Origin of the sequence: Arthrobacter sp. N1, assembly GCF_048288285.1 — a bacterium.
In the GTDB taxonomy this organism is placed as follows: domain Bacteria; phylum Actinomycetota; class Actinomycetes; order Actinomycetales; family Micrococcaceae; genus Arthrobacter_D.
Map to the genome: position 1 here is coordinate 3,360,870 of NZ_CP102608.1, position 13,718 is coordinate 3,374,587.

At 70.4% G+C, this 13,718-nt stretch carries 13 protein-coding genes; 7 read left to right on the forward strand and 6 right to left on the reverse strand.

The window, feature by feature from the left end:
- Positions 1-63 precede the first annotated feature (63 nt).
- Positions 64-1,725, forward strand: coding sequence for a thiamine pyrophosphate-binding protein (locus tag NVV32_RS15665; protein WP_422390773.1), 1,662 nt, complete (start codon positions 64-66; stop codon positions 1,723-1,725).
- A gap of 66 nt (positions 1,726-1,791) precedes the next feature.
- Here the strand turns inward: NVV32_RS15665 and NVV32_RS15670 are convergent, their stop codons facing one another.
- A complete protein-coding gene (locus NVV32_RS15670; RefSeq protein ID WP_422390774.1) occupies positions 1,792-2,115 on the reverse strand; it encodes a hypothetical protein in 324 nt (107 codons plus the stop codon).
- Positions 2,116-2,276: 161 nt separating this feature from the next.
- Here NVV32_RS15670 and NVV32_RS15675 point away from each other — a divergent pair, with 161 nt between their 5' ends.
- A complete protein-coding gene (locus NVV32_RS15675; protein ID WP_422390775.1) occupies positions 2,277-2,687 on the forward strand; it encodes a MarR family winged helix-turn-helix transcriptional regulator in 411 nt (136 codons plus the stop codon).
- Positions 2,688-2,794: 107 nt separating this feature from the next.
- Positions 2,795-3,229: a VOC family protein gene (locus NVV32_RS15680; RefSeq protein ID WP_422390776.1), complete on the forward strand. Its 435-nt coding sequence runs from the start codon at positions 2,795-2,797 to the stop codon at positions 3,227-3,229.
- 133 nt (positions 3,230-3,362) lie between these two features.
- Here NVV32_RS15680 and NVV32_RS15685 read toward each other — a convergent pair whose 3' ends face one another.
- Positions 3,363-3,887 (reverse strand): CGNR zinc finger domain-containing protein, encoded by a 525-nt coding sequence (locus NVV32_RS15685; protein WP_422390777.1) that lies wholly within the window; start codon positions 3,885-3,887, stop codon positions 3,363-3,365.
- A 25-nt stretch (positions 3,888-3,912) separates the two neighbouring features.
- Between NVV32_RS15685 and NVV32_RS15690 the strand changes: the two genes are divergently transcribed.
- Complete coding sequence (locus NVV32_RS15690; RefSeq protein ID WP_055766770.1) at positions 3,913-4,125, forward strand: hypothetical protein; 213 nt, start codon at positions 3,913-3,915, stop codon at positions 4,123-4,125.
- Between the two features lie 18 nt (positions 4,126-4,143).
- Here NVV32_RS15690 and paaK read toward each other — a convergent pair whose 3' ends face one another.
- The 4 genes from paaK to NVV32_RS15710 form a co-directional block, all read right to left on the reverse strand.
- On the reverse strand, positions 4,144-5,475 hold the full coding sequence (paaK, locus tag NVV32_RS15695; RefSeq protein WP_157365715.1) for a phenylacetate--CoA ligase PaaK: 1,332 nt from the start codon (positions 5,473-5,475) through the stop codon (positions 4,144-4,146).
- Positions 5,476-5,535: 60 nt separating this feature from the next.
- Positions 5,536-6,900 carry an MFS transporter gene (locus NVV32_RS15700; protein WP_422390778.1) on the reverse strand — a complete coding sequence of 455 codons (1,365 nt, stop codon included), beginning with the start codon at positions 6,898-6,900 and terminating at the stop codon, positions 5,536-5,538.
- Between the two features lie 179 nt (positions 6,901-7,079).
- Positions 7,080-7,802 carry an IclR family transcriptional regulator gene (locus NVV32_RS15705; protein ID WP_422390779.1) on the reverse strand — a complete coding sequence of 241 codons (723 nt, stop codon included), beginning with the start codon at positions 7,800-7,802 and terminating at the stop codon, positions 7,080-7,082.
- Between the two features lies 1 nt (position 7,803).
- Positions 7,804-9,720 (reverse strand): FAD-binding monooxygenase, encoded by a 1,917-nt coding sequence (locus NVV32_RS15710; RefSeq protein ID WP_422390780.1) that lies wholly within the window; start codon positions 9,718-9,720, stop codon positions 7,804-7,806.
- Between the two features lie 287 nt (positions 9,721-10,007).
- Between NVV32_RS15710 and NVV32_RS15715 the strand changes: the two genes are divergently transcribed.
- Genes NVV32_RS15715 through hpaE form a run of 3 tightly spaced genes read left to right on the forward strand, consistent with a single transcriptional unit; the run spans position 10,008 to position 13,696 of the window.
- A complete protein-coding gene (locus NVV32_RS15715) occupies positions 10,008-11,474 on the forward strand; it encodes a fumarylacetoacetate hydrolase family protein (protein ID WP_422390781.1) in 1,467 nt (488 codons plus the stop codon).
- The gene (locus NVV32_RS15720) at positions 11,467-12,135 is read left to right on the forward strand and encodes a GntR family transcriptional regulator (protein ID WP_055766756.1); all 669 of its coding nucleotides are present in this window, start codon (positions 11,467-11,469) and stop codon (positions 12,133-12,135) included. Before NVV32_RS15715 ends, NVV32_RS15720 begins: the two co-directional genes overlap by 8 nt.
- Before the next feature lie 10 nt (positions 12,136-12,145).
- A complete protein-coding gene (gene hpaE, locus NVV32_RS15725; protein WP_422390782.1) occupies positions 12,146-13,696 on the forward strand; it encodes a 5-carboxymethyl-2-hydroxymuconate semialdehyde dehydrogenase in 1,551 nt (516 codons plus the stop codon).
- The last annotated feature ends 22 nt before the right edge of the window (positions 13,697-13,718 follow it).

Genomic DNA, 13,718 nt, shown 5'->3' on the forward strand with positions numbered 1-13,718 from the left:
CAACGTCCCGGGTGACCGTGTGCACCTCGCCACCGCCCGGACGTTCGTCTTGAGAGATGTCCGATGGCCACCGTCTCCGCCCGCATCGTGTCCGCCCTCCAGCCCGCTGCCTCCGAGGTCTTCGGTGTCATGGGCAATGGCAACGCCCACTTCCTCGACGCCGTCATGGCGGCACCCGGCGCCTTCCACTACACCGCCGTCCGGCACGAAGCGGGCGCGGTCGCCGCCGCGGACGCGTATTTCCGCGCCGCCGGCCGGTTGGCCATCGCCACCACCACCTACGGCGCCGGCTTCACGAATGCGCTGACACCCTTGGCCGAAGCGGTGCAGGCGGACATCCCCCTCGTGCTGGTGGTCGGTGATGCCCCCACCAGCGGCCGGCGTCCCTGGGACGTCGACCAGGTGCGGATCGCGGCGGGGCTCGGTGCCACGACCTTCACGGTGTCCGCGGACCACGTGCTGACGGAGACGACGGCGGCGGTCGGGCACGCGCTGCGCCACCGGACGCCCGTGGTGCTGGCCATCCCCTACGACCTCGCCGGCGTCGAGGCCGCGGACGAGGACCAGCCCGTCCCCGTCGGGCCGGAGGTGCCGCGGTTGCCCGCCGAGGGTGACCTCGAACGTGTGGCTGCGGTCCTGGCCGCAGCGGAGCGGCCGCTCGTCCTCGCCGGCCGCGGAGCCTGGATCAGTGGGGCGCAGGGCGCAGCGACGAAGCTCGCCGAGCACCTCGGGGCCCTCATGGCCACGTCCGGCCTCGGCGCCGGCTTCTTCGGCGACCATCCGGCGGCACTGGGAATCGCCGGCGGATGGGCCTCGGAACCCTCGGCGCAGCTGATCGCCGAGGCCGATGTCGTGCTCGTCCTCGGTGCACGGCTCAACCAGTTCACCACCCGCTTCGGGCACGCGTTCGGCGGCTCCGCCCGCGTGATCCAGGTGGACGTCGCCGACGCCCCCACCTCGGCCGTCGTCACGGACCATCTGCGCGGCGATGCCCGCGCGATCGCGGAGGCGCTGACGGACGTGCTGATCGGGACGCCTGCGGCGGGACACGCCGCTGCGCGCTGGAGCGACGTCGCCGCAGCCCGCGCCCTGCTGGCCCACGACGCCCGCGAGGACGGTGACGCCCTCGCCGCCGACGGGCGGCTCGATCCGCGCAGCCTGTGCCGCGCGCTCGACGGAATGCTGCCGGCGGACCGCACGATCGTCCAGGACGGCGGCCACTTCATCGGCTGGGCGCCCGGCTACCTGCGCGTCCCGGCGCCCGACCGGCTGATCATGGTCGGGACGGCCTACCAGACCATCGGTCTCGGCTTCCCGAGCGCCGTCGGTGCCGCGCGTGCCCTGCCTGCGTCCACCCTCGTGCTCTGCACGGGTGACGGCGGCGGCCTGATGGCCCTCGCCGACCTCGACTCGTTCATCCGGACCGCCCGGCGCGCGGTGATCGTCGTGTTCAACGACGCCGCCTACGGCGCGGAGATCCACCAGTACGCAGTGCGCGGTATCCACTCCGGCCCCATGATGATCGACGAGGTGGACTTCGCCGCCCTGGCCACCGCCCTCGGCGCCACGGGCCGGACGGTCAGGACCCTCCAGGATCTCGACGGCGTGGCGGGCTGGCTCGGCTCCGACGACGACGGCGTGCTGCTGCTCGACTGCAAGATCTCCCAGCAGGTCGTGGCTCCGTACATGCAGGAGATCGTCGCCGTCGCGACCGGCGCGAAGTAGCGCTGAGCGGGCCTCCTGTTCCGACTGGGGGTGGCTGGATCCGTCGACGCCTGCGCGGCAGGTCGATCATGCGGGCTCGATCGACAGCCCGGTGAGGGTGCCGTCCTGCTCGGTGAAGGTGAAGGCGAACCTGAGGGGACCGCCGGGGAACTCACCGTCGACCGACGCAACGAGGCGCGTCCCCTGCCACGAGATCGGGGTGATGACGATCCTCTGATCGACCTGGTGTACCTTGATCCACTCGCGCAGTGCGGGTTCGGTGTCGTAGGTGGTCCCGTCGTCCGTGACGGTCGCGCCGGCGGCGAAGACGGCGAAGAGCACGTCGGCATCGTGGGCGTTCGTCGCAGCGACGAAGTCGCCGACGGTGGCGGGCAGGGTGATCTCAGCCATGGTGATGCTCTCTTCTCGTGGGGCGGGCGCGAGACGCGCCCGCAGGGTTCGGACCGACGGTTCATGCCGTCGGGAGGTGGCGACCGGGATCGGGCCCGGACAGCCTGCGCTGCTCGCTTGCCAACCTCAGCGCGCTGATCCTCCTGTGGGACTCCCCGGCCGTGCAGGGCCAGATCCTCGCGAAGAGCGGCGAGTCCCTGGATCAACCCTCCCATCAGACCCTTCGACTCCTGTTGGCATGGGGCTCCCTGCGCCCCACGGCCCTCGCGGACGAACTCGGCGTCGGGGCGTCGTACGTGAGCAAGATCGTGGGTCGCCTCGAGGCCGACGGCCTGGTCCAGCGGTCGACGGACCCGGATGACCGCCGAGCCACCCTGATCACCCTGACGCCGGCAGGAGTGAAGGCCGCCCGCGGCGTCTACGCCCTCGGTGACAGGATGATCGGTGAAGTGCTCGAGGACTGGTCTGCTTCCGACATCGACCGCTACACCGCCCTGACCGAGCGCTTCGTCGATGACGCGATCCGGTCGATCGCGCGGATGCGCAAACAGGGCCTTCGACCTCCGCAGTAGCGGAGGGTGACGGCCAGGGCCACGATGCGGTGCCGGTGCGGCACGCGACGCCGGCCGGGTCACCCACCCCTGTCGACACACCTCCACCGCGCTCCTACGCTGGTGCGATGGCTGACGTGAAGCAGGTACAGGTGACCTTCGACTGCGCCGATCCGCGCGCCGTCTCGGCGTTCTGGAAAGCCGCCCTCGGGTACGTGGACCCACCCGTGCCGCCGGGCTTCGATTCCTGGGAGGCCTTCGATGCCTCCCTGCCCGAGGATCGACGGGGCTCGATGTCGGCCTGCCAGGACCCGGACGGGATCGGACCCCGCCTCTTCTTCCAGCGGGTACCCGAGCCGAAGTCGGTGAAGAACCGGATGCATCTGGACGTGCGCGTCGGGACAGGGCTGCGCGGCGACGAACGCGTCGCCGCGCTGGAGGCCGAGGCAGCCCGGCTGGTTCCGCTGGGCGCGCGCCGGCTGCACCTCCTGCCGGCGGACGACGAGGACGAGGCGTGCCTCGTCATGCAGGACGTGGAGGGCAACGAGTTCTGCCTCGACTGAGGCCCCTCGACGCCCGACGGCAGGACTCCCACCCGGCCCTCGGAGGGAGCGGGCGGATGAGTAGGGGCACCAGGGCCAGCGCGGTCACCGCTCCGGCCAGGACCACCTCAGGGCGGGGTCCGGGCTCCGGCGGTCATCGACCCGGGGCGCGGTTCCGGTGCCGACGCACTGCTGCCCGGTTGGCGCACCGGACGGAGCAGTACCGTTGCCGGCCGTTCCGCGTCGTGTCGACGACGACGCGCGAGCACGGGTCCCCCGCGCAGCGACCCAGCCGGTGCATGCCCCGGGTGACGAGGTGCAGCGAGGTACCGACCCCGATCACGGCCCGCAGCACGCTCGGCAGGGCCTGGCCCTCGTCCCGGTAGTGCAGGTGCCAGCCCTCGCCGTCGTGGTCGGTCAGGCGCGGATATGCGGCCACTGCGGCCATCACGTGGTTCAGCAGCGCAGCCCGGGTATCGTCCGAGTCGGCATCGACGACGGCCAGCCACTCGTCGATCACGCCGCGCACCGACGGGTGGTCATCGCGTGCGGAGGGGAAGGCCATGGTCATGCCGAACCCGCGCGTCCTGGAGATGATACCCGCCCGATCCGCAGGCCAGTCGTCCGCGAGTGATGCCGCGAGGAGGACCGCGTATTCACCGTAAGGGTTGAGATGCATAACGGCATTACACCACCCTGAGGACATGAGACCCACCCCGCGCCAGGACACCACCCGCCCCGACCCGGTGCACTTGCACCACGAGCACGCCTGGGCGACCGAGTCGGTGCACCCGACGTCGGAGGGACGGGTGCACTATGTGCGTTGCGGCACCTGCGACGTCCGGCGGGTCGACCTGCAGCCGACCGGCACCCTTCCGCCGATCGCCCTGAGCTGCCCGATCGGCAGCTCGAGGTGAGGCCCGCCGGACCGCCCGTCAGCCTCGCGGACGCAGGTCGTAGATGCGCCGAAGTTTGCCGCTGGAGCGGACCAGCGAGCCCTGCTCGACGATCCGGACCGAACACGTGGAACCGATGTGGGTCTTGATGCGGTGCTGCAGTTCCTGTGCGGCGGCGGCGCCGTCGCTCGCCGAGACGCCCTCGCGCACCTCGATGTTGATGGTGAGCTGGTCCATCCGCTGGCCCTCGGGCCGGGTGAGTTCCAGCTGGAAGTGCGGGCTGAGCGCCGGGATGGCCAGGGCGAGTTCCTCGACCTGCGTGGGGAACAGATTGACCCCGCGCACGATCACCATGTCGTCGCTCCGGCCCGTGATGCGCTCCATCCGCCGCATCCCCGGGCGGGCCGTACCCGGCAGCAGCCGCGTGAGGTCGTGCGTCCGGTAGCGGATGATCGGCAGGGCCTCCTTGGTGAGCGAGGTGAACACGAGCTCGCCGGACGAGCCGTCGTCGAGCACCTTCTCCGTGAAGGGATCGATGATCTCCGGCCGGAAGTGGTCCTCCCAGACGTGTGAGCCGTCCTTGGACTCCACGCACTCCCCCGCCACCCCCGGGCCCATGACCTCGGACAACCCGTAGATGTCACACGCGTCGAAGCCCATGCGGCCCTCGAGTTCCTGGCGCATGCCCTCGGTCCAGGGTTCCGCCCCGAGCACGGCGGTCTTCAGGGAGGTCGACCGCGGATCCGTCCCGGCCGCCGCCATGGCGTCGAGGATGGTCAGCAGGTAGGTGGGAGTCGCCAGGATGGCGTCCGGCTCGAAGTCCCTGATGAGCTGCACCTGGCGTTCGGTCTGCCCGCCGGAGATCGGGATGACCGTGCAACCGAGGCGCTCGGCACCCGCGTGGGCGCCGAGCCCCCCGGTGAACAGTCCGTAGCCGTACGCGTTGTGCACCTTCCAGCCGGCCTTGACGCCCGAGGCCCGGAGCGACCGCGCCACCAGCGACGCCCACCGGTCCAGGTCACCGGCGGTGTAGCCGACGACGGTGGGCTGCCCCGTCGTGCCCGATGACGCATGCACCCGCGCCACCTGCGCCTGCGGAACGGCGAACATGCCGAACGGATAGACGCTCCGGAGGTCCTCCTTCGTGGTGAAGGGGAACAGGGCCAGATCGGCGAGGGACCGCAGGTCGTCGGGATGCACTCCGGCGTCGTCGAACTTGCGCCGGTAGAGCGGGACGTTCTCGTAGGCGTGACGCAGGGTCCACTGCAGCCGCTCGAGCTGCACCGACTCCACCTGGTCGCGCGTCCATGTCTCCTCGACGTCGAGCGTCGAGGGGTCGGCCGCCGAGGCCTGCAGGGTGGTGGTGTGCATGGTGCTCCTCAGCAGTGTGGTGGTGGTGGACGCGGGCGCCGGCCTGTCGGGGACGGCCGGCTAGCCGCGGTCGGCGGCGCGGTCGGCGATCTGTTCCTCGCCGGCCTCGAGCGGGGCGCCCTTCGTCTCCTTCACGAGCGTCACGCCGACGAAGGAGATGATGCAGAGCGCCATGATGTACAGGCTGATGGAACCCGACCACTGGGTCTCCCGCAGGAGCGCTTCCGCGATCAGCGGCGCGAACGCCCCACCGAGGATCGCCCCGAGGGCGTAGCCGATCCCGATGCCCGAGTACCGGACGTTGGCGGGGAACATCTCGGCGTACATCGCGGACATGGGCCCGTAGGACAGGCCGAGGCCGATGGTGAGGACGAAGATGCCGATCCCGTAGGCCCAGATGTTGCGGGTGTCGATGAGCAGGAACAGCGGGATCATCCAGACGAAGATGAGCCCGTAGCCGATCTGGAAGGTGCGGACGCGTCCGATGCGGTCGGACAGGATGCCGCCGTACAGGGTGAAGATGAGCCAGCCGAAGGCTGCCAGGAGCGTCGCGAGGAGGACCGGCGCGGCGGGCATCCCGAGGACGCGCTGGGCGTAGGAGGAGAGGAACGCGATGACGAGGTAGCCGGCGGCGTTGTTGCCGATGAAGATCACCGCGGCGAGGACGACCTGCTTCTTATTGGTCTGCAGCAGATTCCGCAGGGGTGTCGCCGTCTCGCGCTTGCGTTCGATCATGCGCTTGAAGACGGGGCTCTCGGCGACGGCGGACCGGATGAAGTACCCCACCACAATCAGGACCACGGACAGCAGGAACGGGATGCGCCAGCCCCACGCGAGGAAGTCCTCGGGGGACAGGGAGGTACGGAGCATGAACAGCACGAAGGTCGCCAGGATCATCCCGACGGGAACGCCGATCTGCGGGTACGCGCCCCAGAAGCCACGCTTGTGCACGGGCGCGTGCTCCACCGCCATGAGGGCCGCGCCACCCCATTCGCCACCGGCCGAGAAGCCCTGCAGGATGCGCAGGAGCATCAGCAGGATCGGAGCCCAGATGCCGATCTGCGCGTACGTGGGCAGCAACCCGATGAGGGCGGTGGCACCGCCCATCATGACGAGGGTGAACACCAGCATCGCCTTACGGCCGATCTTGTCACCGAGCCGACCGGCGACGACAGCACCGAGCGGACGGAAGAAGAAGCTGATGCCGATGGTGGCCCAGGCGACGAGCTGCGCGAGTCCGGGGCTCTCGCCTTCGAGCGGGCCGAAGTAGAGGGTCGCGAAGACGATGCCCGCGGCCTGCGCGAAGATGAAGAAGTCGTACCACTCGATCGTGGTGCCGACCATCGTGCCGGCGAGGACCCTGCGGTCCTGCGAGCTCATGCGGGCGTCGGTGCCCAACTGCGGCCGCTCTGGTGCCAGTGCCATGAAAAACTCCTTCGTCTTCCGGTGTGTGGTGCGGGTGTTCGTGCGGCGCCGGCCCGGGAGCGGGAGCTCGGCCGGTGGTCGGTGCCCCACACATTACCGAACGATCGTTCATTCGGTAATGCTGGGTTCTGAGTGACGTGACTGTGACGCGCGTTACGCGGACGCGGTGGGACCCCGGATCAGAGGAGCGCCCCGACGGCACGGGCAGCCTGTGCCACCCGCGCTCCGAGATCCTCGACGGACGAGTCGCTACGGACGTAGACGACGGCGAGCGCGGCGGGCAGCTGCCCCCGGACCAGGATGGGGGCAGCGATGGAACTGACCCCGGGGATGACTTCGTCGTGGCTCGCCGCGAACCCCGTGACCGCCGCCGCGCGCGACTCCTCGCGGTACGGCTGACCGGGGGCGAGGTGGTCCCACTCCGCCTCGGTCAGGGCCGACTGGATGGCGATGCCCGGCGCACCGGCGTCGAATCGATGGCGCGAGCCGGGCCGCTGCACGATCGTCCCCTCCCCGTGGGGCGGTTCGACGGCGACCAGCGTGACGCAGTGGCTGCGGTCCCACACGGCGACGAACGCCGTCATCCGCAGGTCCGCCGCCAGGGTGGTGAGCTCCGGCAGCGCGGCCGTCTGCAGCCGCGGCGCCACCCCCCGGGCGAGGTTCGCGAGACCGGGACCGGCCAGGAACCGCCCGCCCGCGTCCCGGATGACGAGGGAATGCTCCTCCAGTGTGCGGAGGATCCGGTAGGCGATGGAGCGGTGCACCCCCAGCTCCACGGAGACCTGTGCGGTGGTCCTGCCGTCCGGCGCGTCGGCGAGGATCTCCAGCGCGCGGATGCCGCGGGAGAGGGTCTGCGAGGCGGGGGCGGAGGTGGCCGCCCGCGCGGTGTCCGCGGTGCTCATGTCAGGCGAACGCCCGGCCGCGCTGCACCCTCGGGGCGGCCGCCAGCAGCGGGGCGAAGAACGCGGCGAGCCCGCCGGTATCGGCCAGGGGCAGGACGTTCGCCACGTACTGGTCCGGGCGGACGACCACGACGACGCCGCCCCGGTGCAGCCCGCGCTCCTCGAAGATGTCGGCACCGGGGTCGGTGGCGTACACCTTCTCGTAGTCGGTCAGGCCGAACGGCCCGACGGAGGGCTTGAACATCACCGGGACCCGGCCGATGTCCACCTGCGTGTGGGCCTGCTGGTAGACGACCTTCACATCGAACCAGGCATCACCGTCGAGGCCTTCGGGTGTTGCGGCGAGCGGGGAATCTGCCGCGGAACCGAGCCAGTCCGCGAGGGCGGACACGCCCGACGCGGCACCGGCCTCGGCAGGGTCGGCGAAGACGTAGATGCGCCACCGGCCGTCCGCCGTGGCGTGATGGCCGAGGTGGGTCGGGACGCCGTCGCAGACGCGGACCACCGGGGCGGACTTGAAGCGCTTGCCGATCGGGAAGCCCTCGGCGAGGCGCTGGTGCTGGTCCCCGGCGACGAGCAGGGACGGCTGGTACTGCGTCATGAAGCCCGCCGGGAACTCGGCGGTGCGGACGTAGAAGTCCTCCAGTTCCGATGGGCTCGCGAAGTCCTCGGGCCGCTTCGCCATGAGGGTGGACCATTGCTTGTCGAAGTCGATGAGGTTCTGCGCGACGACCTGGCGCTCGGCGGAGTAGGTCGCGAGCAGCTCCTCGGGACTCCGGCCCTCCAGCACGTGGCCCAGCTTCCAGCCGATGTTGAACCCGTCCTGCATCGAGACGTTCATGCCCTGGCCGGCCTTGGCGCTGTGGGTGTGGCAGGCATCTCCGGTGATGAAGACCCGCGGAGTGCGCCTCCCGCGGTCCTCCGGGAGGACGTCGTCGAACCTGTCGGTGAGGCGATGACCCACTTCGTAGACGCTGTGCCAGGGCACGTCCCGGACATCGAGCGTGTAGGGGCTCAGGATGGCATTGGCCTTGCCGATGATCTGGTCGATCGTCGTGCGACGGACGGCGCCGTCGTCCTCCGGTCCGGTCTCGCCGAGATCCACGTACATCCGGAAGAGGTGGCCTCCCTCGCGCGGGATCAGCAGGATGCTGCCACCCTCGCCGGACTGGATGGCGCACTTGCGGCGGATGTCGGGGAAGTCGGTGACGGCGACGGCGTCCATGACACCCCACGCATGGTTCGCCCTGTCCCCGGCGAGGGTGCAGCCGATCGCTGCGCGGACCCTGCTGCGGGCGCCGTCGGACCCCACCACGTACTTGGCCCGTACCCTGCGGGTGGAGCCCTCGCCCGCACCGGCCGTTCGGAGGAGGGTGACCTCCACCGGGTACTCCCGATCGTCGTCGACGTCGAGGCCCACGAACTCGAAACCGTAGTCCGGCTCCAGGCGGGTGGGCGCGTTCCTCATGAACTCGGCGAAGTAGTCGAGCACACGCGCCTGGTTCACGATCAGATGGGGGAATTCGCTGATACCGGCCGGATCGTCCTCGGGACGGGCCGTGCGGATGATGCGCGTGGAGTCCTCGGGGTCGGGCTTCCAGAAGGCCATCTCCACGATCCGGTAGGCCTCGTCCGTGATGCGCTGCGCGAACCCGAACGCCTGGAAGGTCTCCACGCTACGGGCCTGGATGCCGTCCGCCTGGCCGATGGCGAGCCGAGCCGGACGGCGCTCGACGATGCGCGTGGTGATCCCGGGGAACTGGGAGAGCTGCGCCGCCGTGATCATGCCCGCGGGACCGGTCCCGATGATGAGGACGTCGACCTCGTCCGGCAGATCCTCGGGACGATCGATGCCGGCACCTGCCGCAGGGTGCACGCGGGGATCGCCGGAGACGTACCCGTGATGATGGAATTGCAAGGGTTCCTCACTTCATCGTGACGACTCTGTTCGATAATCGAACGGCATGTTCTTCTTTCGTCCAGCGATGGTAGCCCTGTGTGACAGCGCGCACAATCACCCCCGTGATCGTGGCGTCGATTCCGCGACGCGGAGTTCCAGGACCTGCTGGTCGCGACCCTGGCGGACGTCAAGGGCATGTCGACGACCTGAGCGCCGGCCCGTCGATCCGGACTTGACGTGTCCCCGGTCATAGCCCTAACGTTCGTATACGATTTCATATCCGATCGTCTACGAGGGAGTAGGGCATGGACCTGGTATCCGAGGACCTGATGCGCGCAGCCGGCAAGGTGATCGCCGTGCACATCAACTACCCCAGCCGGGCCGCCCAGCGCGGCCGCACGCCGGAGCAGCCCTCCTACTTCCTCAAGCCCTCCTCCTCCCTGGCCATGACGGGCGCCGGGGTGGAACGCCCCGCCGGGTGCGAGCTGCTCGCGTTCGAGGGCGAGATCGCCCTCGTGATCGGGACCGCGGCGCGCCGCGTCGGCCCTGCCGACGCGTGGAGCCATGTGGAGTGGGTGACGGCGGGCAACGACCTGGGCGTGTACGACCTGCGCTACGCGGACAAGGGCTCGAACCTCCGGTCCAAGGGTGGCGACGGCTTCACCCCGGTGGGGCCCGGCCTGCTCCGGGCGGGCGACGTGGACCCGGCGGCACTGCGCATCAGGACCTGGCACAACGGCACCGTGGTGCAGGACGACACCACCGCGTACCTGCTCTTCCCCTTCGCCCGGCTCATCGCCGATCTCTCCCAGCTGCTGACGCTCGAGAGGGGTGACATCATCCTCACCGGCACTCCCGCCGGTGCCTCCGTCGCCGTGCCGGGCGACGTCGTCGAGGTCGAGGTCTCCACCGTCGACGGGACGGCGGCGACCGGGCGCCTGACCACCCACATCACCGCGGGAACCACGCCGCTCGCCGCCTACGGCGCGCAGCCGAAGGCCGACGACGTCCAGCGCGAGGAGGCCTACGGTTCCGCGGAAGCCGCCGGCCTCGCTCCCGCAGCCAGCGCACTCCCCGCAGCACTGCGGACGAAGCTCGAGCGTGTCGCCACCGCCACCCTGTCCTCCCAGCTGCGCAGGCGCGGCCTGGACAACGTGAGCATCGACGGGCTGCAGGCCACCCGCCCGGACCGTCGCGTCGTCGGCCTCGCCCGCACCCTGCGCTACGTCCCCAACCGCGAGGACCTGTTCGCCGCCCACGGCGGTGGATTCAACGCGCAGAAGCGGGCCGTCGACTCGGTCGGCGCGGGCGAGATCCTCGTCATGGAGGCGCGCGGGGAGAAGGGAACCGGAACCATCGGCGACATCCTCGCCCTCCGCGCACAGGTCCGTGGAGCCGCGGCCATCATCACCGACGGCGGCGTCCGGGACTTCGCGACCGTAGCGGCCCTCGACATCCCCACCTACTACGCCAACCCCCACCCTGCTGTCCTCGGGCGGCGCCACATCCCCTGGGACACCGACGTGACCATCGCCTGCGGTGGCACCACGGTGCAGCCCGGCGACATCATCGTCGCCGACTCCGACGGCATCCTCGTCATCCCGCCGTCCCTCGCGGAGGAGGTGGTCGACGACGCCCTCGCGCAGGAGCGGGAGGAGGAGTTCATCGCGGCCATGGTGCGCGAGGGCCACGGCGTGGACGGCCTCTACCCGATGAACGCCGCCTGGCGGGCGCGCTACGAGCAGCAGGACGCCGGGGCCCCGCATGACTGAACCGGCGCTCATGGCGAGCAAGTCCGAGCAGGCGTACTCCGCGGTCAAGGCCCGCATCTCGGACGGCACGTACTCCCCCGGACACCGGCTGGTGCTGGCGCGCCTCGCCCACGACCTCGGGGTGAGCGTGGTGCCCGTCCGGGAAGCCATCCGCCGCCTCGAGGCCGAGGGGCTCGTGACGTTCCAGCGCAACATCGGCGCCACCGTCGCCGGGATCGATCCCACCGAATACCTCTACACGATGCAGACGCTGAGCATCGTGGAGGGCGCCGCCACGGCGCTGTCCGCACCGCTGATCGGTCCCGCGGGCCTTGATCGCGCACGGGCCGTCAACAGCGAGATGCGGGCCTGCCTGCAGGACTTCGACCCCGTCAGGTTCACCCGGCTGAACCAGGACTTCCACAGCGTCCTGTTCGAGCACTGCCCCAATCCGCACCTGCTGGACCTGGTGCACCGGGGCTGGACCCGCCTCGCCTCCATGCGCTCCTCGACCTTCCGCTTCGTGCCCGGCCGCGCGAGCGAGTCCGTCACGGAGCACGACGCCCTCCTTGACCTCATCGGCTCCGGGGCCGGCGCAGACGTGATCGAACGCGCCGCCCGCCTCCACCGCAGTGCCACCCTCGACGCCTACCTCGCCCGGACCGGCGCGGACAACAGTTAGGACCCGCACCATGACGCCCCCTGCAGACACCCCTGCCGCCGACTCCCGGCACTTCGTGCCCGAGGACCTGCCCACCCACCTGCAGCACTACATCGGTGGACGGACCGTCGACTCCATCGGCGGGAAGACCTTCGAGGTGCTGGATCCGGTCTCGAACCGGGCCTACGCCACGGCCGCGGCCGGCCAGGCGGAGGACGTGGACGCCGCTGTCGCCGCTGCGCGGGAGGCGTTCCTGCACGGCCCCTGGCCCCGCATGAAGCCGCGCGAGCGCGCCCGCGTCCTCAACCGCATCGCGGACGCCGTGGAGGCCCAGGAGTCACGGCTCGCCGAGCTCGAGACCTTCGACACGGGCCTGCCGATCACCCAGGCCAAGGGCCAGGCGCTGCGCGCCGCCGAGAACTTCCGCTTCTTCGCCGATCTCATCGTGGCCCAGTTCGACGACGCCATGAAGGTGCCCGGATCGCAGATCAACTACGTGAACCGGAAGCCCATCGGCGTCGCCGGGCTCATCACGCCCTGGAACACGCCCTTCATGCTGGAGTCGTGGAAGCTCGCTCCCGCCCTGGCCACGGGCAACACCGTGGTCCTCAAGCCCGCAGAGTTCACGCCCCTCTCCGCGTCCCTCTGGGCGCGGATCTTCGAGGACGCGGGCCTGCCGGCGGGGGTCTTCAACCTCGTGAACGGCCTCGGCGAGGAAGCGGGGGACGCGCTGGTGAAGCACCCCGGCGTCCCGCTCATCTCCTTCACGGGCGAGACCACCACCGGGCAGACCATCTTCCGGAACGCCGCCGAGAACCTCAAGGGCCTCTCCATGGAGCTCGGCGGCAAGTCCCCCTGCATCGTCTTCGCGGACGCCGACCTCGACGCCGCCATCGACTCCGCGCTCTTCGGCGTGTTCTCCCTCAACGGCGAACGCTGCACGGCGGGCTCGCGCATCCTCGTCGAACGCCCGGTGTACGACGCGTTCTGCGAGGCGTACGCCGCGCGGGCGAAGGCCATCGTCGTCGGTGATCCCCACGACCCGAAGACCGAGGTCGGCGCCCTCGTCCACCCGGTGCACTTCGACAAGGTGGCTTCCTACGTGGAGCTCGGGAAGACCGAAGGCCGCCTCCTCGCCGGTGGCGGACGCCCGGACCACCTCCCGGAGGGCAACTACATCGCCCCCACGGTGTTCGCCGACGTCTCGCCCGACGCGCGGATCTTCCAGGAGGAGATCTTCGGTCCCGTCGTCGCCATCACGCCGTTCGACACCGACGCCGAGGCGCTCGAGCTCGCGAACAACACCCGGTACGGGCTCGCCGCCTACGTCTGGACGCGGGACCTGGCGCGCGCCCACACCTTCTCGCAGAACGTCGAGGCGGGCATGGTGTGGCTCAACAGCCACAACGTCCGCGACCTGCGCACCCCCTTCGGTGGCGTGAAATCCTCCGGCCTCGGCCATGAGGGCGGTTACCGCTCCATCGATTTCTACACGGATCAGCAGGCCGTCCACATCACCCTCGGACCGGTCCACACACCGAAGTTCGGGAGCATCGCGGCCTCCGCCGCCAACGAGGGCTGACCAGCCCTCCCGACCACCCTCC

Bases quoted from the DNA above. Each gene is read 5' to 3' on its own strand.
- NVV32_RS15680 (WP_422390776.1), top strand. From the start codon at position 2,795: ATGGCTGACGTGAAGCAGGTACAGGTGACCTTCGACTGCGCCGATCCG.
- hpaE (WP_422390782.1), top strand. From the start codon at position 12,146: ATGACGCCCCCTGCAGACACCCCTGCCGCCGACTCCCGGCACTTCGTG.
- NVV32_RS15700 (WP_422390778.1), bottom strand. From the start codon at position 6,900: ATGGCACTGGCACCAGAGCGGCCGCAGTTGGGCACCGACGCCCGCATG.
- NVV32_RS15665 (WP_422390773.1), top strand. From the start codon at position 64: ATGGCCACCGTCTCCGCCCGCATCGTGTCCGCCCTCCAGCCCGCTGCC.
- NVV32_RS15685 (WP_422390777.1), bottom strand. From the start codon at position 3,887: ATGCATCTCAACCCTTACGGTGAATACGCGGTCCTCCTCGCGGCATCA.
- paaK (WP_157365715.1), bottom strand. From the start codon at position 5,475: ATGCACACCACCACCCTGCAGGCCTCGGCGGCCGACCCCTCGACGCTC.
- NVV32_RS15715 (WP_422390781.1), top strand. From the start codon at position 10,008: ATGGACCTGGTATCCGAGGACCTGATGCGCGCAGCCGGCAAGGTGATC.
- NVV32_RS15670 (WP_422390774.1), bottom strand. From the start codon at position 2,115: ATGGCTGAGATCACCCTGCCCGCCACCGTCGGCGACTTCGTCGCTGCG.
- NVV32_RS15690 (WP_055766770.1), top strand. From the start codon at position 3,913: ATGAGACCCACCCCGCGCCAGGACACCACCCGCCCCGACCCGGTGCAC.
- NVV32_RS15720 (WP_055766756.1), top strand. From the start codon at position 11,467: ATGACTGAACCGGCGCTCATGGCGAGCAAGTCCGAGCAGGCGTACTCC.
- NVV32_RS15705 (WP_422390779.1), bottom strand. From the start codon at position 7,802: ATGAGCACCGCGGACACCGCGCGGGCGGCCACCTCCGCCCCCGCCTCG.